The sequence below is a fragment of the Kitasatospora sp. NPDC051170 genome (genome assembly GCF_044455705.1).
In the GTDB taxonomy this organism is placed as follows: Bacteria; Actinomycetota; Actinomycetes; order Streptomycetales; family Streptomycetaceae; genus Kitasatospora.
Map to the genome: position 1 here is coordinate 55,578 of NZ_JBITFA010000008.1, position 23,701 is coordinate 79,278.

Genomic DNA, 23,701 nt, shown 5'->3' on the forward strand with positions numbered 1-23,701 from the left:
GACGGCGCCATGAGCCAGGAGCCGATGATGACATCCGTCAACCGCTACGCGCTGACCTTCCCCGGGACCCCGGGCACCCAGGCGCCGCAGGACGTGGTGGTGGTCGTCCGCACCAGCGCGACCGGCCCCGGCGGGCACCCGGTGTACGAGGACGAGAGCGGCATCGTGCGCGCGGAGATCAGTGACGCGGGCGAGGTACGGATCCTGGCCAGCGGCGGTCACCAGAGCCCGCACCTGCCGGTGCACGCCCACCCGCTGCCCTGATCCCGCCGGCCCGAGGCGCGACAACGCCGCCCGCGGTCCCGTACGGGACCGCGGGCGGCGGAGCTGCTCTAGGAGACCGGGGCCGAGGCGCCCCCGCCCTGCTTGACGCCGTTGACCATCGCCTGGTGGATCGCCCGCGCGGTGGTCTCGTCGGCGGCGGCCACCGGGCTGCCGGCCACGGTGTACCAGTCCAGCGCGCCCGAGTACTGGACGGTCAGCCGGGCCTCGCCGTCCACCCAGGTGGTGTGGAGGGTGAGATCGCCGGAGATCGGGCCGACCTCGACGGTGGTCACCCCGCCGGGGCCGCTGATGATCGACTGCGTGGTCCAGGTCGCCCATGAGATGTGCGGGTCCGGCGGCGTCGCCGCCCGCCCCGCCTGGTCGTGTTCCGTCATGCGCCCATCCTCCCTCGCCGGTGGACCGCCGCCGGGGCGGCGACACGGGCGGTCACGGGGACCGCCCGGTGGTACCGGGCGGTCCTGGTCGGTCGTGAGTCAGGTGTCGTTCTCGGATGCGCAGCGGCTCTCAGCTGTACGAGCCCGGCTCGTCCATCATCTCCTCGCCCTCGGCCTGGGAGGTGTCCTGCGCGTGCACGTTCTGCATCGAGGTGATGCCCTCCTCCGGGTCGGCGGCGCGGATGTCCTCGTCACGGTCGGTGCTCGGCCCGGAGCGGTCGCTCATGTCGCTCATCGCGGGCTCCGTCCTCTCTGGTCCTGCACTGGTCTTGCTCGAGTCCTGCTCGGGTCCTGCTCGGGTCCCTACCAGCCTGCCCCCGCCCCGGCGCGGGGGCCAGCCGGGGCAGCGCCCTTCCCGGGCCCCGTCCGCTACCAGGCCACCGGCAGCGAGCGCATCCCGAAGATCAGCGACTCGGTGCGGAACGCCAGCTCCTCGCGCGGCACCGCCAGCCGCAGGCCCGGCAGCCGCCGGAACAGCGTCGGCAGGGCGATCTGGAGCTCGGCGCGCGCCAGCGGCTGCCCGAGGCACTGGTGCACGCCGAACCCGAAGGCCAGGTGGCGCCGGGCGTCGCGGCCGAGGTCGACCTCGTCGACGGGCCGGTGCCCGGCGTCGCCGAACACCGTCTCGTCGCGGTTGGCGGTGGAGACCAGCGCGATCACGCCCTCCCCGGCCCGGATCAGGACGCCGCCAAGCTCCACGTCCTCCGTCGCCACCCGGGGCAGCCCGTTGTCCACGATGGTCAGGACGCGCATCAGCTCCTCAACGGCCCCGGGCACCAGCTCCGGGTCGGCGAGCTTGGCGACCTGCTCGGGCTGGTCGACGAGCAGCGCCGTGGAGAGGGCGATCATGTTCGCCGTGGTCTCGTGCCCGGCGACGAGCAGCAGCACCCCGGTGGCGGCGACCTCGCGCGTGGTGAGGTCGTCCCGGGCGGCGAGGCGGCTGATGATGTCGTCCGCCGGCCGCTCCCGCTTGAGCGCGGCCAGCTCCGTCAGGTAGTCCCGCAGCTCGTCGGAGGCGGCGCCCACCTCCTCCACCGTGCTGGTGTTGCTCAGCAGGATGCGGCTGAGGCCCTGGAACCGAGCCCGGTCCTCGTACGGGACGCCGAGCAGCAGGCAGATCACCAGGGAGGGCACGGGCAGCGCGAACTCGGCGACCAGGTCGGCCGAGGTGCGGCCCTCGGTCATCGCGTCCAGCGCCTCGTCGACGATCCGCTGGATGGCCGGGCGCAGCGCCGCGACCTTCTTGACCAGGAAGTCGCCGGTGACCATCCGGCGCAGCCGGGCGTGCTCGGGGTCGTCGAGCCGCACGAAGGTCGGGTTCGCGGCGACGAGCTCGCGCCGGCCGGGCAGCAGGAAGGGGAAGGCGGGGTGCCGGGCGTCGGCGCTGAAGCGGCGGTCGGACAGGATGGCGCGGACCTCGGCGTAGCCGGTAGCGAGCCAGCAGGACCCGCCGTCGGGCAGGTCGGCCCGGGTGACCGGGCCGCGGGTGGCGGCCTCGGTGTACGCGGGCGGGGGGCCGAACGGGCACCCGGCGGAGTGCGGGGACGGCATCGGGACGGCGGTGGCGGTGGGTGTGGTGGGTGTGGTGGTCACGGGGGTCTCCTCGTGTCGCGGAGTCCTGGGGGTTCGGGCGGGTTCGGGCCGGGGCGGGGTGGGGAGCGGGGGACGGGCCGGGTAACGGCGGGGTCGTGCTCAGCTCTCCGGGGCGTCCTCGGTGACGCTGATCGCGCCGCCGGGGCAGAGCTCGGCGGCCAGCCGCAGCGCGGCGAACTGCTCGGGCCGGAAGGAGGTCTGACGGAGCATCACCAGGGAGTCCCGGTCGTCCTGGTCGAAGATGTCGGGGGCGTTGGTGACACACATGCCGGAGCTGCAGCAGCGGTCCCGGTCGACGCTCACCTGCATGGGCGGGCACCTCTCGTCGATGCGGCGCCGGCCCGCGGGCGAGCGCCTCTCGTTGTCATTGCCAACCTAACCGCCAGTTGTCCGTCCACGGATCGCCCGTCGGGGGTTTTGTCGAGAATGGCCGATTCAACCCGGTCCGGAACGGTTCGGTGGAACCGGAGGTTTGAATCGACGTCACTCGGACGAATCGAAGCCCCGCGGGGCACTCCCGGACCGTCCGTCCGGGTCCTCCGGACATCCGTTCGGACATTTCTGTTATCGGCACGCCGGGCAGGGGTCTCCCAGGTGTCGGCACCCGACCCCAGGACCCGATCGAGCCGGCCCGGACAGAAAGCGTGACCACGTGAACAGCGACGACAGGACGACCATCCTCCCGGCCGCCGAAGGCCGCGCATCCCGGCGCGCGGACCGGCGCCAGGCTGGCCGCGGGCGCCGGGGCAAGCGCCGGGGCGCCCTGTTGCCGGTCACGGCGGTGGTCGCGGCCGTGGCGGGCACCGGACTGGTCGCCGCGCTGACCGGAGCCGGGTACGCGGCCTTCGGCGGGAAGCAGACCGACCGGGACTCCGCCGCGCAGTCGCTGGCGGCCGACTCCCTGATCGAGGCCGAGGTCGGCACCCACGACGGCATCCAGGTGCCCGGTGCCGGAGCGCTCGGCACGGGGACGGTACCGGCGCCGGCGAGCCCGAGCGCGACGGCCGCGCCGACGCCCACCGCCCCGGCGTCACCCACCGCGACCGCCACCCCGGCGCCCACCGCCACCACCGCCACCACCGCCCCCGCCAAGCCGACCCCGACCGCCGCCCGGGCCACCGGTACGGGCACGGCCCAGCGCTCCGCCACCGGCGCCCCGGCGGCCCCGGCCGGGGGAGGGGCGTCCCCCGGCTACGCCCAGCAGGTGCTCGACCTGGTGAACGTCGAACGCGCCAAGGCCGGCTGCGGCCCGGTCACCGCCGACTCCCGCCTGGCCACCGCCGCCCAGGCGCACAGCGACGACATGGCCGACCGCAACTACTTCGACCACGCCACCCCCGAGGGCCAGCACGCCGACCAGCGGATCGAGGCCGCCGGCTACCGTTGGAGCACCTGGGGCGAGAACATCGCCCGGGGCCAGAAGGACCCGGCCGCCGTGATGGACGCCTGGATGAACAGCCCCGGCCACCGGGCGAACATCCTGAACTGCTCCTTCAAGCAGCTCGGGGTCGGCGTGCGCACGGGCTCCGGCGGCCCCTGGTGGACCCAGGTGTTCGCCTCCCCGTCCTGAGTCCCGGCCGCCGCCGGAGACGCCGACCGAGAGACCGACCGAGAGACCGATCAGAGCCGATTTTCCGATTCCGCGCACATTGTTGTTATCTGATCACTCCCCACGAGTCTCCGAGGAGGCAGCGGCGGACGGAAACACGGCAACACGGAGTGCGGACCATGAACGCTGAGGTGCACGGCAGGGACGTGCGGAACCGGACCGGGAGCACCCTGGTCAGGGCGGCCCAGGCAGGAGACCGGCAGGCCCAGGAGGCGCTGGCCGCCGCCTGGCTGCCACTCGTCTACAACGTGGCCGGGCGGGCCCTCGGCGGCCACGCCGACGTCGACGACGTCGCCCAGGAGACCATGATCCGTGCCCTCGACGGCCTGGACGGGCTGCGCGACCCGGACGCCTTCCGCTCCTGGCTCGTCGCCATCACGATGAACCAGATCCGCCGCCGCCACGCCGACGGCCGGCAGCAGCCCACCGTCGGGGGCCTCGACGAGACCTGGGAGGTCGCCGACCCCCGGGCCGACTTCACCGACCTGACCATCCTGCGCCTCGGCCTGTCCGGACAGCGCCGCGAGGTCGCCGAGGCGACCCGCTGGCTCGACCCGGACGACCGCGAACTGCTCGCCCTCTGGTGGATGGAGGCGTCCGGCGAGCTCACCCGCGCCGAACTCGCCGAAGCCCTCGACCTGAGCCCGCAGCACACCGCCGTGCGCGTCCAGCGGATGAAGAAGCAGCTGGAGGCCGGCCGCGTCGTGGTCCGGGCACTCGGCGCGTACCCGCGCTGCCCCGAACTCGCCGAACTGACCACCGGGTTCGACGGCACCCCCAACTCGGTGTGGCGCAAGCGCATCGCCCGCCACGTCCGGGGCTGCGCCGACTGCGACCGCCTCGGCCGCGACCTCTTCCCCGCCGAGGGGCTGCTCGCGGGCCTCGCCCTGGTGCCGCTCCCGCCGAGCCTGCCGGGCCTTCCCACGGCGCTGTCCCTCCAGCACGCCGCCGCCACCGCCGCCTCCACGGCGGCCCGGCACGCCGGGAACGCCGCGGGCGGGCACAGCGGCTGGACGGGCTCCGTCACCCGCAAGGCCGCCCTGACCGGCGGCACGGCCGCCGTCCTGGCCGTCACCACCCTCGCCATGGTCTGGCCGCACGGCGAACCGCCCCAGCAGGCCGCACCCGCGCCGACCACCCCGGCCGCCGCAGCCCCCGACACCGCCCCGGCGACCGTCGCCGCGGCGGCCGACACGCCGACCCCGGCCGAGACGCCCACCGCGTCTCCGACACCGACCCCGACGCCCACGGCGACCACCGCGAAGCCGACCGCCCCGCCGCCCAACCCCGAGCGCCAGCTCGTCGACCTGGTCAACGCCGAACGGGCGAAGGCCGGTTGCGGCCCGCTGCGGATCGACCCCCGCCTGCACACCGCCGCCCAGAAGCACGTCGACGACATGGTGGCCCGGGGCTACTTCGACCACATCGGCCCCGACGGCGTCCGTACCGACGCCCGGATCACCGCCGCGGGCTACCGCTGGTCCCAGTGGGGCGAGAACCTCGACCGGGGCCCGATCACCCCCGCCGCCGTCGTCTCCCGCTGGATGGACGGCGGCATCCACCAGACCAACCTGCTGGACTGCGCCTTCAAGGACGTCGGCGTCGGCTTCGCGACCACCCCGACGGCCACCTACTGGACGCAGGACCTCGCCGCGCCGATGTCCTGACCGGGTGTCCTGCCCCGGCGCTCGACCAGGTGCCCCGACCTACGCGGGCGTCAGACCCGGCGCCGAGCCCGTCACGAACCCGGTGGCCGAGCCGACCACGCCACCGGCGTCCCCGACCTGCCCCGGCAGTGCGTCCGGCGCGCCGGCCAGCGGCCCGGGCAGGCCCTCCTGCCCGCCGACGGCACTGGCGTGCGCGGAGGGAGCGGTGAGGGAGGCGACGACCCCCACGGCCAGGGAGGCGACGGCGAGCATGCTGCGCTTCTTCATGGCAGGTCCAACGACACTCCGCCGCCCGGGTTACGCGATGCGCCTCAGTCCCGCCGACGGAACGCCGGCCCGGCGGCCTCGACGTACGCGTCGAAGGCCGCCCCGGCGTAGGAGACGTGCAGGTCGACGACGACCTCCTCGCCCTCCCAGCGGCCGCTCTCCTGGATCGAGAGGCCGAGCAGCGCCAGGTCACCGGCCTGGCCCCGCAGTTCGTACTCGGCGATCGTCTCCTCCCCGATGTCGCCCTCCTCGTCCCGCTCCCAGGCGTCCACCGCAGCCTGGGCCAGCGCCCGGGGCAGCCGCAGCGGCACCCGGTCGACCTGGGCGTGGACGTGCTCCCCGATCGCCGCCAGCACCTTCGCGTCCTCCCGGTACCGCGCGTACGTCTCCTGATCCTCCATGGGCTGAGGCTACGCGGAGCGCCGGTCCCGCTCGACCGAATTGATCATCACCCCGCCAGGGACTGCGCGTCCCCCATCACCACTACCGGGTGGAGTGCTGGATCGAGGGCGAGCAGGAGGTCCCGCATCCGCTCCAGGGGCAGTGCGACGCAGCCGTGGGTCGGGCCGCCGTGGTCGGCGTGCAGCCAGATCCCGCCGCCGAAGCGGCCGCCGCGCGGACGGCGGGTGTCCAGGGGCGAGTTGCCCGGCACCCGGTTGTAGTCGATGGCGACGACGTAGTCGAAGGAGCCCGCCAGCGGCTCACCCATCAGGCCCGTGCCGCCGATGGTGAAGGTGTCGGTGCGGTCGTACGGCAGCCGGGTGCCCGGGTTCGGGAGGCGGCCGCCGGCGTCGCTGAGGCCGAACACGCCGACGGGGGAGCGCAGATCGCCCTCGCGGTGGTCGGCGCTCCAGCCGTGCCCGCCGTTGCGGGTGGGCGAGGAGGGCCTGGCGAGCCACCCGGCGCCGTCGTCGCGGTAGAGCACCGCGTGCCCGGTGGTGGCCTCCGGACCGTCGCCGGTGACGACCAGCACCTGGCGCGCCTCGGCCGGGACGGCGGCGAGCATCCTCGGCCCGACGCCCGGCAGTTGGCGCGGCAGCTCGGGCGGCGCGGGCCGCGCGGCCGTCGTGGTGGAGGGTACGGCGGCGGGCGCCGCGGCGGAGATGGCCGGCGCGGAGGCCGGGTGGCCGCTGGGCGCGCAGCCCGCCAGGACCAGCGCACCGAGCCCGAAGAGGGCGCGACGGGGTAGGGACATGTCGATCTGTTCCTCACGTGAAGGGGGAAAAGGGGCGAGGAGGAAGGGGGGCTCAGCCCTGTGGTTCGGCGACGGCCGAGCCCTCGTCGGCGGGGCCCGCGACCCGTGCCGAGTCGAGGATGTGCTGGACCTGCCCCAGGGTCCGTTGGCTCGGCGTCCTGAGGCAGGCGGTCACCTCGACGCGTGCCTGCTTCTCGGCCGTCCCGACCGTCCGGTGGCCGAGGAGTTCGCGCGTGCCGCCGTGGGTGGAGCAGTCCTTGTCGAGCGTCATGTCGGTCAGGGCCGCCGGTGTCGGCGTGTCCTGCTGCGTCACCGTGGTGAGCCGCACCGTGAGGACGGCGCCGTCGGCGGGCAGCAGCCCGAGCGGCGAGCAGGAGCCGGTGTTCGCCGGGCAGGAGGGCTTCGCGTCGAACGGCAGGTTGGCCAGGTGACCGATGCCGTCCGCGGGGTTCGCGGTGACGCTCCGGGCCTGCCAGCCCGGCGGAAGGTCCACGGCGAGGCTGAACGCCGGGAACCGGGTCGTCACCACCGGTTCCCCGGGCGCGGACGCGGAGCCCGAGGCACCGGCCCCCGGCTCGATCACCGCGTCAGGCCCGCGCGGGGCCATCGCGGGCGCGGCCGCCAGCGCCGCCGCGAGCAGCCCGGCGCCCAGCCCGCCCGCGAGCCCGGTGGCCCGCCGACGGCGCCGGGTGCGCCCGGCCTTCGCGAGCACCTGCCGGACGCGGTCGTCCGGCGTCGCCAGCGGGGGCACGGCGCGGTGCAGCAGCTCACGCAGCTCACCCTCGTCGTACACGTCCCGGTGGAGGTCGCGCCTACTCATGCCGCCCCCCGCGCCCGTGCAGGAGCAGTTCGCGCTCCGGCAGCCGTTCGCGCAGGACGGCCAGCGCACGGTGCGTCTGGCTCTTGACCGTGCCGGTGGAACAGCGCAGCACCTCGGCGGTCTCCTCCACGCTCAGGTCCTCGAAGAACCGCAGCACCACCACCGCCCGCTGGCGCGGCGCCAGCGCCCGGACGGCCTCGGCGACCACCTGCCCCAGCACCACCCCCTCGAACGGGTCCGCGCCCGGCGCCGGCTCCGGCAGTTCGCCGTGCGGCAGCTCCCCGGTCCAGCGACGCCGCCACCAGGAGACATGGCAGGTGACGAGGACTCTGCGCAGGTACGCCTCGGGCCGGTCGCGCGCGATCCGCTCCCAGCGGGGCCAGACCTTGGCGAGCGCCGTCTGCAGCAGGTCCTCGGCCTGGTGCGGGTCGCCGGTCAGCAGCCAGGCCGTGCGCAGCAGTTTGGGACCGCAGGCGGCGACGAACTCGCCGAAGTCCGGTGTCGCGTCCCTCATCCCGCCGCCCCCGCCATGGTGTCCGCGCCGTTCCCGTCAGCCGTGGCGGGCCGAGGGGCCGCGCCGTCGATGTCGTTCTCACGGCTGCTGAACGCGATGGCGGGCGGGTCCGGTTGCCCGCCGGGGCGAGATTTCTTGCGGGATTCTCGGGGGAAAGCGCCGAGGGGAAAGCTGGACGGCCCGCGAGCCGACCGGGGCTAGGCCGGGCGGCGGGCGGGCCGTGAGTACCACGATGGGCCCCGCGCCACCCGCCCGGCCAGGGGCGCACACGGGCGCGCGGACGCAAACCCGGCGTACGGGCGCGGCGCCCCGCGGCCCGGTCCGCCACCCGCTCCGCTACCCGACCGTCCAGTCCGGGTGCCCCGGCATCGGCGGGGTGCTCCGCCCGTACAGCCACGCGCCGAGGAACCCGTCCAGGTCCTGCCCCGCGACCTCGGAGGCGAGCCGCACGTAGTCCCGGGTGTCGGCGTTGCCGTGGCGGTAGCGGGTCAGGAAGGCGCGCTCGATCCGGGCGAAGGCGTCCTCGCCGACCTTCTCGCGCAGGGCGTACAGCACCAGTGCGCCGCCGAGGTAGCGCTGGTCGTCGAAGAGGTGCTCGGCGGTGGGCGCGGCGACCGGCCCGGCCTCGCGGCGCCACCGGTCGCCCTGCCGGTAGACCTCGCGCATCCGCTCGGTCAGGGTGGTGCGCCCGGCGTCGTCGGGCCAGCCGCGTTCGTAGCGGTACGTCAGTCCGTAGTAGTCGGCGTGGCCCTCGTTGAGCCAGAGGTCGGCCCAGGTGGCGGGCGTGACGCTGTCGCCGAACCAGGAGTGGACGATCTCGTGCATCATGTGCGAGCCGATCGCCGGCTCGGGCTTGAGCAGGAAGCCGGGCTTGTACAGGGTGAGGGTCTGGGTCTCCAGCCCGGTGAAGCCGAAGGCGGCCGGGTCGTCGCTGTTCACCGGCAGGAGGCCGTAGGTCTCGAACGGGAACGGCCCCAACCTGTCCTCCGCCCAGGCGAGTTGGCCGGGGGTGAGGGCGAGGGCCGGTTCGAGGGCGGCGGCCCGGGCGGTCGGGACGACGTCGCGCACCGGCAGCCCGTGCGGGCCGGTGCGCTCGCGCACGGTGTAGTCGCCGACGGAGAGCTGGAACAGCTCGGTGGCCATCGGCGCCCGCGAGACGTACCGGCGGGTGGTGCGGCCGTCGCCCAGGGCTTCGGTGGCCGTCAACTCCCCGCCGGCCACGCCCGTCAGGCCGTCCGGGGTGGTGACGGCGACGGTGAAGCGGGCCTTGTCGCCGGGGTGGTCGTTGCAGGGGAAGACGGTGTGCGCCGTGTCCGGCTGCGGGGCGACGGCGAAGCCGTCCGGGGTCGGGACCCAGGCGCTGTGCGGCAGCCGGGCGCGCGGATCGGCCGTGTACTCGACGCTCACCCGGGCCGTGCCGCCGCGCCGCAGCGGCCGCTCCGGGGTGACGACCAGCTTCTCGTCCCGGGTGGCGAACCGGGCCGGCCGCCCGTCGACGCGCACCGCGCGCACCGCCAACCCGAGGGCGTCCAGCCGCAGTTCGGCGAGCGTCCGGTCGAGGCGCGCGGTGACGGCGGCGGTGGCCTCCACGGTGCGGGTGTCGCCCCGGTAGTCGAAGGCGAGGTCGTACGCCAGCGCCCGGTAGCCGGGATTGCCGAGCTCGGGGAAGACCGGGTCGCCCAGCCCGTCCGCGGCGTTCGCCACCGGGACGGCGCCGGACAGCAGCACCCCTCCGAGTACCAGGGCGAGGACGGCACGAGTCCCGCGCAGAAGGTTCAGCACACCGCCGGACGCTAGCCGATCGCCCCCCGCGACACGCGGTGATCCCCCGGACGGCGCACTGTGCTGGCAGCGAGCCCGGGGTGTGCCTAGTCTCGGAATCACTTCGTCCCCTGACGGACGAGGTCACGGCCGCCGGAGCTCCTGGCCAGATCCGGCGGCCGTACTCGTGTGCACGGCTCCCCTCGTCCGGCATCGCCCCGTAGGGTGGCGCCCGACCGCCGCCCGCACCGGACGCCAGGAGCCCGCCCGTGACCAGCCCCGATTCCCCCGTCCTGGTGGTCGGCGAGTGCGTCGCCGACATCGTCCGCGCGGACGGCGCCCCGGACGTGGTGCACCCCGGCGGCAGCCCGGCGAACGTCGCGTACGGCCTGGCCCGGCTGGGCCGCCCGGCGGTGCTGCTGACGGAGCTGGGTCCTGACGCCAACGGCAGGCTGATCCGGGCGCACCTGGAGTCGGCCGGGGTGACGGTCCGGGCGGCGGAGTCGGCGCGCACGCCCTCGGCGGTGGTCCGCCTGGACGGGCAGGGGCGTCCGCAGTACACCTTCGACATCGGCTGGACGCTGCCGCCCGTGGACCTCGGGGCGCCGCCCGCCGCCCTCCACCTCGGCTCGATCGGCGCTGTCACCGAACCGGGCGCCACCTCCGTCCTCGCCCTGGTGGAGCGCTGGCGCGGCCGGGTGCCGGTCAGCTACGACCCCAATGTGCGCCCCGCGCTGATGGGTGAGCGGGCCGGGGCCGTGCGGCGGGTCGAGCGCTGTGTGGCGCTGAGCGGCCTGGTCAAGGCCAGCGACGAGGACCTGGACTGGCTCTACCCGGGTGAGCGGCCCGAGGCGGTGGCCGAACGCTGGCTGGCCCTCGGCCCGTCCGTGGTCGCGGTGACCCTGGGTGAGCGGGGCGCCTTCGCGCTCACCTCCGAGGGCGAGCGGCTGCGGGTGCCCGCCGTCCCCGCGCGGGTCGCGGACACGGTGGGCGCCGGGGACTCCTTCATGGCCGCCCTGCTGCACGCCCGCGCCGCCGGCACCGACCTGGCGGGCTGCCTGGCCGAGGCCGTGACGGCCGCCGCGCTCACCGTCTCCCGCCCCGGCGCCAACCCGCCCTCGGCGGCGGAGCTGGAGGCGGCCCTGCAGGCAGGGGTGCCGGTCAACTCGCCGACGGCGTGAGCTCCTTGGCGTACCAGATCTCGGCGTAGGGCCCGTCGCTGTAGGCGGGGATCTCGCGGTAGCCGTGGCGGCCGTACAGGGCGCGGGCCTCGACCAGGTCGAGCCGGGTGTCGAGCACGATCCGGCGGGCGCCCAGCGCCCGGGCGGCCTCGTCGACGGCGGCGAGCAGCCGGGCGCCGCCGCCGGTACCGCGCAGCGCGGGGCGGACGAAGACGCGGGTGAGCTCCACGGTGGCGTCCTCGCGCAGGCGCAGCCCGGCGCAGGACTGGGCGGCGCCGTCGTGGCGGCCGAGCAGGAAGACGCCGGTGGGCGGGGCGAGGTCGTCGCTGGGGGAGTCGGCGAAGCCGGTCTCCAGTTCCTCGGGGGTGCCCTCGCGGCCGAGGTGGAGGCGGTAGTAGCGGTTGGCGACGTCGTCGTAGTAGTCGCGCAGGAGCCGCTGGGCCTCGGGGGTGGTCACGTCCTCCGGGGTGACGGTCCAGCGGTGGGTCGGGTGCGCGGTGTCGGTCATGGGCGCATGATCGTCGGTCGGGCCCGTCGGCCGCAATCGGGTTTTCTCCGCAGGTGGGGGCCAGGCAAAGGATGGGCAAGGTGCCCGGCGCGTCGTTGCCCCGCACGGGTGATGGAGGGTTGGCGGGGGCCCGTGAGGGGGGAGCAGTGCCCTCATGAGCAGACCATCAGATAGTCGGATTAATGGGGGTTTGAGGGGGAGTCAGAGGAGAGCGGCGCGAACAAGCCTGCTGGCCACCGTCTGCCTCTCCGCCGTCGTCTCCGGCTGCGCCGGGCCGGCCGCGCCCGACCGTCCCCAGCCCGCCCCGGCGGCCCCGGCAGCCCCGACAGCCCCGGCCGTGGCGGGCGCCGGCGCGGAAGCAGGGGGAGGCGCCGGTGCGAACGCCGGTGCGAACGCAGGGGCGAAGGCAGAGGCGAACGTCGAGGCGAACGCGGCCGCCCCCGCCGTGGCCGAGCGCGGCACCGCCCGCCCTCCGGCCGCGCCGCCGCTGCTGCCGGGCCTCGCCCGCAAGGAGGAGGAGAGCAGCAGCGAGGCGGTGGCCCGTCAGGAGGCCGCCGTGCGCGCCGCCTTCGAGACCGCCCAGCGCTGGGGCGTCACCACCCCGCTGCTCAAGGCCCCGCGCCCGGCGGCCAGGGTCGCGCTGAGCCCGACCACCGGCGTCAAGATGAAGGAGGGCCGCCCGCCCGTCGTCTACCGGGTGCCCACCGAGGACAAGGTGGTCTTCCTGACCGTCGACGACGGAGCCGAGAAGGACCCGGAGTTCAACCGGATGCTCGACGAACTCGGCGTCCCCGTCAGCGCGTTCGTCTCCGACTACCTCGCCCGCGACAACTACGGCTACTTCCGCGACCTGCACGCCCAGGGTGTGGAGATCAACAACCACACCATCAACCACCGCAACCTCAAGGTCCTCGACTACGAGACCCAGCGCGCGGAGATCTGCCGCCAGCAGGACCAGCTGGAGCAGCAGATCGGCACCCGCCCCCGCCTCTTCCGCCCGCCCTACGGCGAGTACAACGACGACACCCTGCGCGCAGCCGCCTCCTGCGGCGTGCAGGCGGTGCCGATGTGGAACGAGGAGGCGTGGCCGGACCGCATGGACTGGCGCTACGACGACCAGAAGCTGCACCCGGGCGACATCATCCTGACCCACTTCCGGGGCACCGACATCTGGAAGGCCACCATGCCGGACCTGCTGCGCAAGGTCGTCAACGACGTCACCGCGGCCGGCTTCACCCTGGCCCGCCTGGACGACTACCTGTAAGGAGCGCCCGATCAGCCGAGCGAGAGGGCGTCGACGTACACCCAGGCGCCCTCGTGCCGGACGAAGCGGCTGTTCTCGGTGAGCACGCCCTCCTCGCCGCCCTCCGTCCAGTGCGCCCGGAAGGCCACCGTCCCCTGGGAGTGGAAGGCCCCGCCCTCCGTGGTGGCGACCACCTCCAGCCCCGTCCAGCGCAGCCCCGGGTCCAGCTCCACCTCGGCGGGCCGGGTGTCCGGGTGCCAGGTGCGCAGCAGGTACGCCTCGTCCCGCGCGGCGAAGGCGCTGTAGCGCGAGCGCATCAGCGACTCGGCGGTGCTCGCCTTCGCGGTCCCGCGGTGCAGCCGGCCGCAGCAGTCGCCGTACGTGCCGGGCAGCCCGCACGGGCAGGGGGAGGAGGGCAGCAGCCGGGGAGCGGCCTGGCGGGGCGCGGAGCGACGTCGGGACATGCCCCCATTCTCCCCCACCGGCCGCCCGTGGCCGCCCCGGGCCCGCCCCCGTCGGCGGTGTGCGCGCGGGGGCGGGCTCAGGGTGTGTCCCGAGCCGGATCAACCGGCTCGCTGGATGCGGTAGTTGAACTCGGCGGTGCCCAGGCTTCCCATCACCCGGAGCCAGAACGGCATCATCATCTCGGTGGCGCGGGCGCCCGCGATGTCCCCGAGGTCGATGATCCACTCGGCCGGCCAGCCGAACTCGCCGAGCAGCGCGACCGTCTCGGCCTTGGCGGCCTCGTCGTTCCCGGCGACGAAGAGGTTGTGCTCGCCGGCCAGCTTCTCCGGGGCCACCATCAGCTCGCGGTTCACGGTGTTGAGGGTCTTGACCACCCTCGCCCCGGGGAACTCGCGCTGGATCCGCTCGCCGACGCTGTCGGTGTTCACCGGGTCGAGGCTCACCTGGCCGTCCGGGCCGAACACCAGCGGGTTGGAGATGTCGATCAGCAGCTTGCCGTCGAGGTTCTCGGCCCCGGCCGCGCGCAGCGCCTCCAGGGAGACGGTGCCGCCGGTGGCGTTCAGCACCACCTCGCCGAAGGCCGCGGCCTCCGCGAAGGTGCCGGTGTGGCCGTCGGGGCCCGCCTCCTCGGCCCAGGCCAGGCCCTTCTCGTTGTCCTTGCTCCGCGATCCCAGCGTGACCTGGTGGCCGAGGGAGACCAGCTTGCTCCCCAGCGTCTGCCCGACCATGCCCGTACCGATGATTCCGACGCGCACCGCGTCCCCGTCCCGTCGTTCCGTCAGATGACGGCCCGCCCCCGGTGGCACGGGCCGCGACGACGATAGTGGACGCCGGGCCGCTCGCGCGGCCTGTTTCAGGGGCGGGGCTCAGGCCCGGGGCGCGCCGAACCAGGTGTTCAGTGCCCGCTCCAGCCCGTCCGGGCCGTCCGGGCCGTCCGCCTCGGCCCCGCCGGCCCAGGCGACGTACCCGTCCGGGCGCAGCAGCAGCGCGCCGGCGGGCGCTTCCGCGCAGCGCGCCGACACGACGTCCACCCGGTCCTTCCAGCCCGCCGCCCGGTCGGCGAGGCCGGGCGGGCCGTCGGTGGGCCCGCCGGTGGGCCCGCCGGTGAGGTCGAGGAGCAACGGCCTTGCGGTGCGGGTGAGTTCGGCGAGCCGGGCGGTCCCCTCGGTGGTCGTCACGGTGAGGTCCGGGGCGAAGCGCCCGGCCAGCGGGTGCGCGCAGTCGACGGCGTAGCGGACGTCGCTGCCCGCCATCAGCGAGGTGATCCGGCCCAGGTTGTCCGGGTGGGCGAGCAGTTCGCCGAACAGGGCGCGGATCGCGGTGATGCCGTCGCCCGGGGCCATCAGGGCCATCTGGGCCTGGCTGTGCATGAACACCCGCTCCCCGACGGGCCGCCGCTCGCCCTCGTAGGTGTCGAGCAGGCCCGGCGGTGCCCAGCCCCGGATGTCGGCGGCCAGCTTCCAGCCGAGGTTGGCGGCGTCCTGGAGCCCGAGGTTGAGGCCCGGGCCCCCGGCGGCGGCGTGGACGTGCGCCGCGTCGCCGACCAGCAGCACCCGGCCCCGCCGGTAGCGCTCGGCCAGCCGGGTGTTGTGCCCGGCGTGGCGCCGTACGCCCTGCGGGAAGCCCTCGGGGGCGGGGGCGAGCTCCAGGTCGGCGCCGGTGACCCGCCGCAGTGCGGCGCGCAGGTCCTCCAGGGTGGCCGGCTCGGCCTCCTCCGGGGCCGGGCGGCCCCACTCCACGGCGGCCAGCATGGTGGCCTGCGGGCTGAACGGGGCGACGACCACCACGCCGTGCTCGGTGCGGGTGTGGGTGAACGGGGCGATCGGCGTCGGGCAGCCGGGCAGCAGCAGCGCGCCGGACTCGGTGGTGCGCAGGCCCTCCAGCGGCGCCACGTGGCCGGTGAACGAGACCGGGTCGGTGGAGGTGACCCCGGGGAAGCCGATGCCCGCGAGCTTGCGGACGGTGCTGCGCCCGCCGTCCGCGCCGACCAGGTACCGGGCGCGCAGCCGTCCCTCGCCCTCGGGGCCCCGGTACTCGACGGTGACGCCGTCGGCCTCCTCGGCGTACCCGGTGACCTCGCAGCCCCGGCGGAACCCGACGCCGAGCTCGAGGGCGCGCTCCTCGAGCACCGCCTCGATCCGGTGCTGCGGGGTCATCAGGACGTGCAGCGGGCTGTCCGGCACGAGGCTCAGGTCGAGCGGGAAGGCGCCGAACACGAACCGGGGCACGGGCTGCGGGGTGCCGGTGCCGCCCAGCGGCTCGTACAGTCCGCGCCGGTCCATCAGCCGGACCACCTGGCCGACCAGGCCGTTGGCCTTCTGCGCGGTCGAACGCCCGGTCAGCCGGTCCAGCACCACCGGCCGGATCCCGGCCAGGGTCAGCTCGCAGGCCAGCATCAGGCCGACCGGGCCGGCGCCCGCGATGACGACGTCGACGGTCGTCGATGGTGTGCTCATCTCGAATCCCCCTCAGGGACGGTGAGTTCGCGGTGACTTCATGGGGATGACGGAGGAGCCGGCAGCCCGGCCGCCACCTGGCGCAGCGCGTCGGCGAGCAGCGGCCGGTACGGCACCACCGGGTCGGCGGCGAGGTACTGCTCGTTGGCGGCGTCGACCGCGGCCAGCGCCACGGCGGCGACCAGCCTCGGGTAGAGGTCGCGGGCGGCGTCGGTGCCGGTGCGGGCGGCCACCGCGGCCGCGAGGCCCGTACGGGCGACCGCGCCGCCGCGGCTGAACTCGGCCTGCAGGGCCGGCCGGCTCATCACCAGCCGTACGGCCGAGGTCCACTCCGGGTCCGGGTCCTCGGTCGCGCGCTCGAAGCGCGCGAGCAGGACGTGGGTGAGCGCCTCCCACAGCGGCTCCTCGGCCGGGCGGGCGAGCAGTTCCTCCGCGGCCAGGACGATGCGGTCGTGGTGGCGGGAGACGATCGCCTCCGCCTTGCTGGAGAAGTAGTTGTTGTAGGTGCGCGGGGACACCCCGGCCCTGGCCGCGATGTCCTCCACCCGCACGTTCTCCAGCCCGCGCTCGACGGCCAGGCACAGCGCCGCCCAGGTGATCGCCTCCCTGGTCGCGGCCTTCTTCCGTTCCCGCAGACCGGGCTGCTCCTTCGTCATGTGCCCACTCTGGCCAGAAAGTTGCGTGCCACGCAAGTATGCGCGGCACGCAACGTCCAAACCGCCGGTCGCCCCGGATCGGCTCCGCCGCCGAGGGGGTCGGCGAGTCGGGCGGTGAGCTGCGCACGGTCACTGGTAGTAGTGGCGTGGTCGCGGAGCGATCCAGCGCAGGAGTGAGTCCCGGACGGCGTGCCGGCGGGACGACCCGACAGGACACGAGGAGCGGTCATGGCTGGCAGACGGCGTCCGCCGAGAGCACGGGCCCCGCGGCAGGGCGGGCCGACCGGCGGCCGCGGGGAGTCCCGGCTGGGGCTCGCCCGCCTGGAGGGGTTCCTGGCCTGGGAGGCCGAGGTCGCGGCCGCCGAACGGGACGCCCGGGCCTTCGCCGAGCAGTTCCCCTGGCTGCCCGCCGCCGAGCGGGAGAGCCTGGAACAGGCGTACACCGCCGACCGCCTGCGTTACGCCGAGGAGGTCGTGGACCGCGCGGTCGAGCGCTGCCGCCGCCTCGCCGCCCGCTACCGCGCCGAGTGCCGTCGCATCTGCGGCCGCTGGGCGGTGCTCTGCCTGTCCGTGACCCTGGCGGCCGCGCTGCTCGCCGTCGTCCCCGCCGCCCTGCGGGGCTGAGCCCGCAGCGACGAAGGTTCGCAACGACGAAGGCCCGCCGCGGGTGCGGCGGGCCTTCGTCGTGTTCGAGCCGGGATCAGTGGTGGCCGTGGCCGCTGGTGATCTCGTGGTGCTCCTCGGCGGTCGGCTTGGCGATCTGACTGCCCTCGCCGTAGAAGCCGCGCGACAGCTTCACCCGCGCCCGGGTCAGCAGGCCCGCCTTGCGCGCCACCCCGTTCTCGTCCACCGCGGGCGGCAGTTCGGAGGGCTGCGGCTGGTCGTGCGAGGTGAGCGTGTGCAGCCGCCCCTGCGGCAGCGGCGCGTGGATCTCGACGAACTCGCCGTGCTGGAGCCGCTCGATGACGCCGGTCTCCCGGCCGTGCAGCACCTTCTCCTTGTCGCGCCGCTGGAGGCCCAGGCACCACCGCTTGGTGATCACGAAGACGACCACCGGCACGGCGAAGAAGCCCGCGCGCACCGCGTAGGTGATCGCGTTGATCGACAGGTGGAAGTGGGTGGCCAGCAGGTCGTTGCCGCCGCCGGCCAGCAGGATCAGGTAGAGGCTCATCCAGGCGGCGCCGAACGCCGTGCGCACCGGGGCGTTGCGCGGCCGGTCGGCGATGTGGTGCTCGCCGCGGTCGCCGGTGACCCACGCCTCCAGGAACGGCCAGCACCAGATGACCAGCAGCACGGTCGGGAAGATCACCAGCGGGACGAACACCCCGAGGTTGAGGGTGTGCCCGCCCCAGACGCTGATCTCCCAGCCCGGCATCACGCGCACCAGGCCCTCGGAGAAGCCCATGTACCAGTCGGGCTGCGCGTCGGTGGACACCTGGTCGGGCCGGTACGGGCCGTACGCCCAGATCGGGTTGACGGTCGCGATCGCGGACATCACCGCCACCACGCCGAAGACCAGGAAGAAGAAGCCGCCGGCCTTGGCCATGTAGACCGGCAGCAGCGGCATGCCGACCACGTTGTCGTTGGTGCGGCCGGGCCCCGCGAACTGGGTGTGCTTGTGGTAGAAGACCAGGATCAGGTGGGCCGCGAGCAGGCCGACCATGATGCCGGGGATCAGCAGGATGTGGACGGTGAACAGGCGCGGCACGATGTCGAAGCCCGGGAACTCCCCGCCGAAGAGGAAGAACTGCAGGTACGTGCCGACGATCGGGACGGCCAGGACGGCGCCCTCCATGAACCGGATGCCGGTGCCGGAGAGCAGGTCGTCGGGCAGCGAGTAGCCCATGAAGCCGTCGAACATGCCGAGGAAGAGCAGCAGCGCGCCGAAGACCCAGTTGATCTCACGCGGCTTGCGGAACGCCCCGGTGAAGAAGACGCGCAGCATGTGCGTCAGCATCGAGGCGACGAAGACGATCGCCGCCCAGTGGTGGATCTGGCGCATCAGCAGGCCGCCGCGCACCTCGAAGCTGATGTCGACCGTCGAGGCGTACGCCTCCGACATCCGGATGCCCTTGAGCGGCACGTAGGAGCCGTCGTAGACGACCTCGCCCATGCTCGGCTTGAAGAACAGGGTCAGCCAGACGCCGGTGAGGATGATGATGACGAACGTGTAGAGCGCGATCTCGCCCAGCATGAAGGACCAGTGGTCCGGAAAGATCTTGCGCAGGTTCGCCTTGGCGAGGGAGTAGATGCCGAGCCGGCCGTCGGTCCAGTCGGCGAGGGCCTCGGCCTTGTTCGCCGGCTTGGCGCGGGTGCTGGTGACCGGTCCCGGCTTCGACTGCTGGTCGGTGCTCACGACTGGCTCCCCGGCGTCATCCGCGTCATCGGCGTCCTCGGCCGACGAGCCGTCGTGCCGACGGGGAGGCCCGCCGGCGCGACGGCCGGCCGACGAAGTGTGGTGATCATGGGACCTCTCGATGCGGGACCCGCCGGACGCACCGGCGGGCGGATCGGCCCGATCCGCCGGCCCGCTGCTCAGAGTGATGAAGCGCTTACTCTGACATGCTGTCCGCAGCGCGCCGACTGTGCACGTCCATCGGCCCGTCCGGCGGCTCGTGTCGGGCCGGACGGGGGTCCCTGACGCCCGATCGGGCGTCCACCGGACGGCCGTACGGGTGCCGCTGCTGCGGTCGGGTGCCGTTGGGGCGCTCCGGCGCGCGCGGCGCCGGGGGGCCGTACGGGCCCGGGCCTACGCTGCGCCAATGGTGGATCACCCTGAACTCTGCGAGGACGTCACCGAAGCCCTGGCCCGCGCCGGTTTCGACACCGCGCCCGGAGCCTCACCGCTGTGGATCGGCCCGGGCCCCGAGGGGGTGGTGGTCGGCTGGCGGCCCGCCGACGGGCCCGACGGCCCGCCCTCCGGGGCGACGCGCGCGGCGGTCGTCGAGGCCGCCGCGACGGTGCTGCGCGAGCGCGGCCACCTCGTCGCCGGGACGGCGGACGGCGGTCTGCTCGTCACCGCGGCCGAGCCCGCGAGGGTGGGCGCGGCCGGGCCGGACGAGCCGGAGGCCCTCCCCGGGCAGTGGTGGGGGTGAGACGCGCTGCACGGTGTTGACCTGCGGTCTTGACCTTCGCACAACCATTCTCATACCGAACTCTTACGCGATCGTGGGGTGCAGTTGACCGGCCCGACCCTAAGGTTTGCCTAAGCTAATCCGTGTCGCCCCGGACCATATCCGTCCGGGGCGTTCGGTTGTGCCGCCCCGCCCGCCGCCGGCGTCGGGGGCCTCAGGACCGGTATGACCCGGGGCGGCCCGGGGGAGGAGCCCGCTGCATGTGGGATGAAGCGTTTCCGAGCTTTCTGATCGGGCTCCGGGAGGGCCTCGAAGCCGGACTGATCGTGTCGATCCTCGTCGCCACGCTCGTCCGCTTCGGTCACAGGGCCCGACTGCCCCAGGTGTGGACCGGCGTCGCGGCGGCCGTCGCGCTCAGCCTCAGCTTCGGCGCGGTGCTCACCTTCACCGCGGCCAACCTCTCCGGCCACGCCCAGGAGGCGTTCGGCGGGGTGCTCAGTCTGATCGCGGTCGGCTTCGTCACCGCGATGGTGTTCTGGATGCGCCGCTCCGCGCGCACCCTCTCCGCCGACCTCAAGGAGAAGGTGCAGGCCTCGCTCGCCATGGGCGCCGGCGCGCTGGTGCTCACCAGCTTCCTCGCCGTCGCCCGCGAGGGCCTGGAGACCTCGCTCTTCCTCTGGACCAACGTGCGCACCGCCGGGGAGTCCACCGGCCCGCTCCTCGGCGCCGCCGTCGGCCTGCTGCTCTCCACCGGGCTCTGCTGGGGGCTGTACCGGCGGGCGCTGAAGATGAACCTCACCCGGTTCTTCACCATCACCGGCGCCGGGCTGATCGTCGTCGCGGCGGGTGTGCTCGGGTACGGGCTGCGCGACCTCCAGGAGTCCGGGCTGGTCGGCGGCGGCAGCACGTACGCCGTCGACCTGAGCGGGCACCTGGACGCCTCGTCCTGGTACGCGACGCTGGTGCAGGGCACGCTCAACCTGACCGTCACGATGACGGTGCTGCAGGTGCTGGGGTACGTGGCGTACCTGTGCGTGGTGATGACGCTGTTCGTCGAGGGTGTGCGCAGGCCGGCCTCGGCACCTTCCGCCCCGGCTCCTTCCGCCCCGGCCGCTTCGGCTGCCCCGGCTGCCCCGGTTGCTTCGGCTGCTTCGGAGCCGAAGGAGGAGCCCGCCGAGCCCGTACGCTCCGGGCGTCCGCGCTGGGTGGTGCCGGTCGTGCTGGTGACCGTCCCGGTGGTGGTCGCCGGCGTGGTGATCGCGGCCAGTGACGGCAAGAAGGACAGCTCCTCCACCGTCTCCGTCTCCGAGGCGGAGTGCGGCCACGGCTTCACCACCCCGCTGCCCGGCCAGCAGGTCTTCCAGATGCACAACACCGGGGACAAGGTCTCCGAGGTGTACCTCGTCAACCCCGGAACCGGCGCCGTCTACGGCGAGATCGAGGGCCTGGCCCCCGGCACCACCCGGGCGCTGACCGCGACCATCGGCTCCGGGGACTACGCCTGGCGCTGCGTGCCCACCGGCGGGAAGTCCGTCACCTCGGCCGCCGTCCACGTCACCGGCGGCGCCCAGGTCAAGGCCGTCAAGCCCGTGGCCGAGGACGACCTCAAGGGCCCGCTCGACGCCTACAAGGACTACGTCAACAAGGGCCTCGCGACCCTGCTGACCGAGACGCAGAAGCTCCAGGCCGACGTCCACGCGGGCGACCTCGCCACCGCGAAGGCCGACTGGCTCACCGCCCACCTCCGGTACGCCTCCCTCGGCGCCGCCTACGGCACCTTCGCCGACCTCGACGGCAAGATCGACGGCCGCCCCGACGGCCTCGCCGACAAGGCCCGGGACAAGGACTTCTCCGGCTTCCTGCGGCTGGAGTACGGCCTGTGGCACGGCCAGTCCGCCGAGGAGCTGACGGGAGTCGCCGACCAGCTCTCCGGAGACGTCGCCAAGCTCGTCCAGGACTTCCCCGGGCAGCAGTTCGACCCGGGTGACCTGCCGCTGCGCGCCCACGAGATCCTCGAGAACACGCTGCAGTTCGAGCTGACCGGCGACACCGACCAGGGCAGCGGCACCAACCTGGCCACCACGCAGGCCAACCTGGCCGGCACCCAGGAGCTGCTGACCGTCCTGCAGCCGCTGCTCGACGAGCGCGACCCGCAGGTGCTGGTGCGCGTCAACGCCGGGATGAAGCGGGTCGGAGACCTCGTCGCCGCCGCCCACAAGCCCGAGGGCTGGACGCCCCTGGACCAGTTGCCCGCCGACACCCGCCGTCAGATCAACGGCGCCACCGGCCAGCTGCTCGAAGACCTCTCGCCCATCCCCGCCCTGCTCGAGATCCGGAAGGCCGCCTGATGACCGACCACACCGCAGCCTCCGGAGGCACCTGCCCGTTCGGCCACACCGCCCCCGCTGCTCCGACGGCGGCGACGGCGGTGGCGGAGGCCGGACCGGCGCGTCGCGGCTTCATGCGCGCCGCGCTCGGCGCGGGCGCCGGGGCTGCCGTCCTCGCCGGCGGGGCCTCCTTCGCCCTCGGTACGGGCACGGCCACCGCCGGGGACAGCAAGCAGGCGTCGAACGGGGTCGTGCCCTTCCACGGCGCGCACCAGGCCGGCGTCACCACCCCGGTCCCGGGCTACGCCGCGTTCGTCTCCTGCCAGGTCATCGCCCAGGACCGCAAGGGCCTCGAAGACCTCCTCAAGACCCTGACCGAGCGGATCCGCTTCCTCACCGCCGGAGGCACCCCGCCCGACCTCGGCGTCGGCGCGCCGCCCGCGGACAGCGGCATCCTCGGCCCGACCGTGACCACCGACAACCTGACCGTCACCGTCGGCGTCGGCGCCTCGCTCTTCGACGACCGCTACGGCCTCGCCAAGGCCAAGCCCGTCAAGCTCGCGCCGATGAAGACCTTCCCCAACGACAACCTCCAGGCCGCCGAACTGCACGGCGACCTCTCGCTGCAGATCTGCGCCGACCGTCAGGACACCGTGCTGCACGCCCTGCGCGACATCACCCGGCACACCCGCGGCGCCCTGCAGATCCTCTGGCGCGTCGACGGCTTCCAGAACCAGTCCCGCCCGGACGGCGCCCAGCGCAACCTGCTCGGCTTCAAGGACGGCATCGTCAACCCGGACACCACCTCCTCCCGGGAGATGGACCGGCTGATCTGGGTGCAGGACGGCGCGGGTGAGCCCGCCTGGGCCACCGGCGGGAGCTACCAGGTCATTCGGATCATCCGGATGCTGATCGAGTTCTGGGACCGCGTCACCCTCGCCGAGCAGGAGAAGATGTTCGGCCGCCGCCGCGACACCGGCGCGCCGCTGGACGGGCACGCGGAGAACGACACCCCGGACTACGCCAAGGACCCGGACGGCAAGGCGATCCCGCTCAAGGCCCACATCCGCCTCGCCAACCCGCGCACCGCCGACACCGACACCTCCCGCATCCTGCGCCGCGGCTTCAACTACGACCGGGGCGTGGACAAGGCGGGCAACCTCGACATGGGCCTGGTGTTCTGCTGCTACCAGCAGGACGTGGTGCGGCAGTTCGAGGCCACCCAGACCCGGCTGATCGACGAGCCGCTGGTCGACTACATCTCGCCGACCGGCGGCGGGTACTTCTTCGTCCTGCCCGGCGTGAAGGACAACGCGGACTGGCTCGGCCGGGCGCTGCTGGCCGCCGTCTGACGGCACCTCCCCCGGCGGGCCCCGGCGATTCGTCGCCGGGGCCCGCCGTCGTCACACCTGGACGTGCGTCACACCTGGACGTGCGTCACGCCAGGACGAACCCGGAGCCGGTGAAGGCCCGTCGGCGGAACTCGCCCGGGGGCAGTCCGTAGGCGGCCTTGAACGTCCGGCTGAACACCGCCGCGTCCGGGAACCCCCAGCGCGCGCCGATCCTGGCGACCGACACCCCGCCGAAGGCGGCGGCCATCAGGTCGGCGCGACAGTGCTCCAGCCGCCGGTGCCGGATGAACGAGG

26 protein-coding genes are annotated in these 23,701 nt (G+C 74.2%); 9 read left to right on the plus strand and 17 right to left on the minus strand.

The genetic code is table 11. From position 1 onward, the window contains the following. The first annotated feature begins 27 nt into the window (after nucleotides 1-27). Nucleotides 28-264: a DUF6296 family protein gene (locus ACIBCA_RS18265; RefSeq protein ID WP_396284139.1), complete on the plus strand. Its 237-nt coding sequence runs from the start codon at nucleotides 28-30 to the stop codon at nucleotides 262-264. 68 nt (nucleotides 265-332) lie between these two features. Here ACIBCA_RS18265 and ACIBCA_RS18270 read toward each other — a convergent pair whose 3' ends face one another. From ACIBCA_RS18270 to ACIBCA_RS18285, 4 genes are all read right to left on the minus strand, one after another. Then, nucleotides 333-659, minus strand: a complete 327-nt coding sequence (locus ACIBCA_RS18270; RefSeq protein WP_396283917.1) for a hypothetical protein — start codon at nucleotides 657-659, stop codon at nucleotides 333-335. 130 nt (nucleotides 660-789) lie between these two features. Further along, complete coding sequence (locus tag ACIBCA_RS18275) at nucleotides 790-954, minus strand: hypothetical protein (protein ID WP_396283918.1); 165 nt, start codon at nucleotides 952-954, stop codon at nucleotides 790-792. 134 nt (nucleotides 955-1,088) lie between these two features. Beyond that, a complete protein-coding gene (locus ACIBCA_RS18280) occupies nucleotides 1,089-2,312 on the minus strand; it encodes a cytochrome P450 (protein WP_396283919.1) in 1,224 nt (407 codons plus the stop codon). A 99-nt stretch (nucleotides 2,313-2,411) separates the two neighbouring features. Then, nucleotides 2,412-2,621, minus strand: coding sequence for a ferredoxin (locus ACIBCA_RS18285; RefSeq protein ID WP_396283920.1), 210 nt, complete (start codon nucleotides 2,619-2,621; stop codon nucleotides 2,412-2,414). A gap of 343 nt (nucleotides 2,622-2,964) precedes the next feature. Between ACIBCA_RS18285 and ACIBCA_RS18290 the strand changes: the two genes are divergently transcribed. Both ACIBCA_RS18290 and ACIBCA_RS18295 read left to right on the plus strand, forming a co-directional pair. Continuing rightward, entirely contained in the window at nucleotides 2,965-3,882 is a 918-nt protein-coding gene (locus tag ACIBCA_RS18290) for a CAP domain-containing protein (protein ID WP_396283921.1), read from the plus strand. Nucleotides 3,883-4,040: 158 nt separating this feature from the next. Beyond that, nucleotides 4,041-5,588, plus strand: coding sequence for a sigma-70 family RNA polymerase sigma factor (locus ACIBCA_RS18295; protein ID WP_396283922.1), 1,548 nt, complete (start codon nucleotides 4,041-4,043; stop codon nucleotides 5,586-5,588). A gap of 39 nt (nucleotides 5,589-5,627) precedes the next feature. Here ACIBCA_RS18295 and ACIBCA_RS18300 read toward each other — a convergent pair whose 3' ends face one another. The 6 genes from ACIBCA_RS18300 to ACIBCA_RS18325 all read right to left on the minus strand — a co-directional run bounded on the left by ACIBCA_RS18300 (nucleotide 5,628) and on the right by ACIBCA_RS18325 (nucleotide 10,112). Further along, nucleotides 5,628-5,855, minus strand: a complete 228-nt coding sequence (locus tag ACIBCA_RS18300) for a hypothetical protein (protein ID WP_396283923.1) — start codon at nucleotides 5,853-5,855, stop codon at nucleotides 5,628-5,630. Between the two features lie 44 nt (nucleotides 5,856-5,899). Beyond that, nucleotides 5,900-6,256, minus strand: coding sequence for a hypothetical protein (locus ACIBCA_RS18305; protein ID WP_396283924.1), 357 nt, complete (start codon nucleotides 6,254-6,256; stop codon nucleotides 5,900-5,902). A gap of 47 nt (nucleotides 6,257-6,303) precedes the next feature. Further along, entirely contained in the window at nucleotides 6,304-7,050 is a 747-nt protein-coding gene (locus ACIBCA_RS18310; protein WP_396283925.1) for a L,D-transpeptidase family protein, read from the minus strand. 52 nt (nucleotides 7,051-7,102) lie between these two features. Further along, nucleotides 7,103-7,870: a hypothetical protein gene (locus tag ACIBCA_RS18315; RefSeq protein WP_396283926.1), complete on the minus strand. Its 768-nt coding sequence runs from the start codon at nucleotides 7,868-7,870 to the stop codon at nucleotides 7,103-7,105. Next, nucleotides 7,863-8,384, minus strand: coding sequence for a SigE family RNA polymerase sigma factor (locus ACIBCA_RS18320; RefSeq protein WP_396283927.1), 522 nt, complete (start codon nucleotides 8,382-8,384; stop codon nucleotides 7,863-7,865). Before ACIBCA_RS18320 ends, ACIBCA_RS18315 begins: the two co-directional genes overlap by 8 nt. Nucleotides 8,385-8,720: 336 nt before the next feature. After that, nucleotides 8,721-10,112 (minus strand): M1 family metallopeptidase, encoded by a 1,392-nt coding sequence (locus ACIBCA_RS18325; protein ID WP_396284140.1) that lies wholly within the window; start codon nucleotides 10,110-10,112, stop codon nucleotides 8,721-8,723. A gap of 302 nt (nucleotides 10,113-10,414) precedes the next feature. On the opposite strand from ACIBCA_RS18325, the gene ACIBCA_RS18330 reads away from it, so the two are divergent. After that, nucleotides 10,415-11,326, plus strand: a complete 912-nt coding sequence (locus ACIBCA_RS18330) for a carbohydrate kinase (RefSeq protein ID WP_396283928.1) — start codon at nucleotides 10,415-10,417, stop codon at nucleotides 11,324-11,326. On the opposite strand, the gene ACIBCA_RS18335 is transcribed toward ACIBCA_RS18330, so the two are convergent. Beyond that, nucleotides 11,307-11,834 (minus strand): GNAT family N-acetyltransferase, encoded by a 528-nt coding sequence (locus tag ACIBCA_RS18335; protein ID WP_396283929.1) that lies wholly within the window; start codon nucleotides 11,832-11,834, stop codon nucleotides 11,307-11,309. The genes ACIBCA_RS18330 and ACIBCA_RS18335 overlap by 20 nt on opposite strands. Before the next feature lie 190 nt (nucleotides 11,835-12,024). Here ACIBCA_RS18335 and ACIBCA_RS18340 point away from each other — a divergent pair, with 190 nt between their 5' ends. Then, nucleotides 12,025-13,098 carry a polysaccharide deacetylase family protein gene (locus tag ACIBCA_RS18340; RefSeq protein ID WP_396283930.1) on the plus strand — a complete coding sequence of 358 codons (1,074 nt, stop codon included), beginning with the start codon at nucleotides 12,025-12,027 and terminating at the stop codon, nucleotides 13,096-13,098. An 11-nt stretch (nucleotides 13,099-13,109) separates the two neighbouring features. Here the strand turns inward: ACIBCA_RS18340 and ACIBCA_RS18345 are convergent, their stop codons facing one another. From ACIBCA_RS18345 to ACIBCA_RS18360, 4 genes are all read right to left on the minus strand, one after another. Beyond that, complete coding sequence (locus tag ACIBCA_RS18345; RefSeq protein WP_396283931.1) at nucleotides 13,110-13,541, minus strand: YchJ family protein; 432 nt, start codon at nucleotides 13,539-13,541, stop codon at nucleotides 13,110-13,112. Between the two features lie 99 nt (nucleotides 13,542-13,640). Next, nucleotides 13,641-14,297, minus strand: a complete 657-nt coding sequence (locus ACIBCA_RS18350) for an NADPH-dependent F420 reductase (protein ID WP_396283932.1) — start codon at nucleotides 14,295-14,297, stop codon at nucleotides 13,641-13,643. A gap of 111 nt (nucleotides 14,298-14,408) precedes the next feature. Continuing rightward, a complete protein-coding gene (locus ACIBCA_RS18355; RefSeq protein ID WP_396283933.1) occupies nucleotides 14,409-15,998 on the minus strand; it encodes an FAD-dependent monooxygenase in 1,590 nt (529 codons plus the stop codon). 38 nt (nucleotides 15,999-16,036) lie between these two features. Then, nucleotides 16,037-16,654: a TetR family transcriptional regulator gene (locus tag ACIBCA_RS18360; protein ID WP_396283934.1), complete on the minus strand. Its 618-nt coding sequence runs from the start codon at nucleotides 16,652-16,654 to the stop codon at nucleotides 16,037-16,039. A 228-nt stretch (nucleotides 16,655-16,882) separates the two neighbouring features. Between ACIBCA_RS18360 and ACIBCA_RS18365 the strand changes: the two genes are divergently transcribed. Beyond that, nucleotides 16,883-17,278: a hypothetical protein gene (locus ACIBCA_RS18365; protein WP_396283935.1), complete on the plus strand. Its 396-nt coding sequence runs from the start codon at nucleotides 16,883-16,885 to the stop codon at nucleotides 17,276-17,278. Nucleotides 17,279-17,354: 76 nt separating this feature from the next. Here the strand turns inward: ACIBCA_RS18365 and ACIBCA_RS18370 are convergent, their stop codons facing one another. Then, the gene (locus tag ACIBCA_RS18370) at nucleotides 17,355-19,010 is read right to left on the minus strand and encodes a cytochrome bc complex cytochrome b subunit (RefSeq protein WP_396283936.1); all 1,656 of its coding nucleotides are present in this window, start codon (nucleotides 19,008-19,010) and stop codon (nucleotides 17,355-17,357) included. A gap of 406 nt (nucleotides 19,011-19,416) precedes the next feature. Between ACIBCA_RS18370 and ACIBCA_RS18375 the strand changes: the two genes are divergently transcribed. From ACIBCA_RS18375 to efeB, 3 genes are all read left to right on the plus strand, one after another. Beyond that, complete coding sequence (locus ACIBCA_RS18375) at nucleotides 19,417-19,749, plus strand: hypothetical protein (RefSeq protein ID WP_396283937.1); 333 nt, start codon at nucleotides 19,417-19,419, stop codon at nucleotides 19,747-19,749. 239 nt (nucleotides 19,750-19,988) lie between these two features. Then, nucleotides 19,989-22,076, plus strand: a complete 2,088-nt coding sequence (efeU, locus tag ACIBCA_RS18380; protein WP_396283938.1) for an iron uptake transporter permease EfeU — start codon at nucleotides 19,989-19,991, stop codon at nucleotides 22,074-22,076. Continuing rightward, complete coding sequence (efeB, locus tag ACIBCA_RS18385; protein WP_396283939.1) at nucleotides 22,076-23,407, plus strand: iron uptake transporter deferrochelatase/peroxidase subunit; 1,332 nt, start codon at nucleotides 22,076-22,078, stop codon at nucleotides 23,405-23,407. Before efeU ends, efeB begins: the two co-directional genes overlap by 1 nt. Before the next feature lie 85 nt (nucleotides 23,408-23,492). Here the strand turns inward: efeB and ACIBCA_RS18390 are convergent, their stop codons facing one another. Then, nucleotides 23,493-23,693, minus strand: coding sequence for a helix-turn-helix domain-containing protein (locus ACIBCA_RS18390; RefSeq protein ID WP_396284141.1), 201 nt, complete (start codon nucleotides 23,691-23,693; stop codon nucleotides 23,493-23,495). Nucleotides 23,694-23,701 lie beyond the last annotated feature (8 nt).

Coding starts and splice junctions, on each gene's coding strand:
- ACIBCA_RS18265 (WP_396284139.1), top strand. CDS start 28: ATGACATCCGTCAACCGCTACGCGCTGACCTTCCCCGGGACCCCGGGC.
- ACIBCA_RS18270 (WP_396283917.1), bottom strand. CDS start 659: ATGACGGAACACGACCAGGCGGGGCGGGCGGCGACGCCGCCGGACCCG.
- ACIBCA_RS18275 (WP_396283918.1), bottom strand. CDS start 954: ATGAGCGACATGAGCGACCGCTCCGGGCCGAGCACCGACCGTGACGAG.
- ACIBCA_RS18285 (WP_396283920.1), bottom strand. CDS start 2,621: ATGCAGGTGAGCGTCGACCGGGACCGCTGCTGCAGCTCCGGCATGTGT.
- ACIBCA_RS18295 (WP_396283922.1), top strand. CDS start 4,041: ATGAACGCTGAGGTGCACGGCAGGGACGTGCGGAACCGGACCGGGAGC.
- ACIBCA_RS18300 (WP_396283923.1), bottom strand. CDS start 5,855: ATGAAGAAGCGCAGCATGCTCGCCGTCGCCTCCCTGGCCGTGGGGGTC.
- ACIBCA_RS18305 (WP_396283924.1), bottom strand. CDS start 6,256: ATGGAGGATCAGGAGACGTACGCGCGGTACCGGGAGGACGCGAAGGTG.
- ACIBCA_RS18310 (WP_396283925.1), bottom strand. CDS start 7,050: ATGTCCCTACCCCGTCGCGCCCTCTTCGGGCTCGGTGCGCTGGTCCTG.
- ACIBCA_RS18315 (WP_396283926.1), bottom strand. CDS start 7,870: ATGAGTAGGCGCGACCTCCACCGGGACGTGTACGACGAGGGTGAGCTG.
- ACIBCA_RS18320 (WP_396283927.1), bottom strand. CDS start 8,384: ATGAGGGACGCGACACCGGACTTCGGCGAGTTCGTCGCCGCCTGCGGT.
- ACIBCA_RS18335 (WP_396283929.1), bottom strand. CDS start 11,834: ATGACCGACACCGCGCACCCGACCCACCGCTGGACCGTCACCCCGGAG.
- ACIBCA_RS18345 (WP_396283931.1), bottom strand. CDS start 13,541: ATGTCCCGACGTCGCTCCGCGCCCCGCCAGGCCGCTCCCCGGCTGCTG.
- ACIBCA_RS18355 (WP_396283933.1), bottom strand. CDS start 15,998: ATGAGCACACCATCGACGACCGTCGACGTCGTCATCGCGGGCGCCGGC.
- ACIBCA_RS18360 (WP_396283934.1), bottom strand. CDS start 16,654: ATGACGAAGGAGCAGCCCGGTCTGCGGGAACGGAAGAAGGCCGCGACC.
- ACIBCA_RS18365 (WP_396283935.1), top strand. CDS start 16,883: ATGGCTGGCAGACGGCGTCCGCCGAGAGCACGGGCCCCGCGGCAGGGC.
- ACIBCA_RS18375 (WP_396283937.1), top strand. CDS start 19,417: ATGGTGGATCACCCTGAACTCTGCGAGGACGTCACCGAAGCCCTGGCC.
- efeU (WP_396283938.1), top strand. CDS start 19,989: ATGTGGGATGAAGCGTTTCCGAGCTTTCTGATCGGGCTCCGGGAGGGC.
- efeB (WP_396283939.1), top strand. CDS start 22,076: ATGACCGACCACACCGCAGCCTCCGGAGGCACCTGCCCGTTCGGCCAC.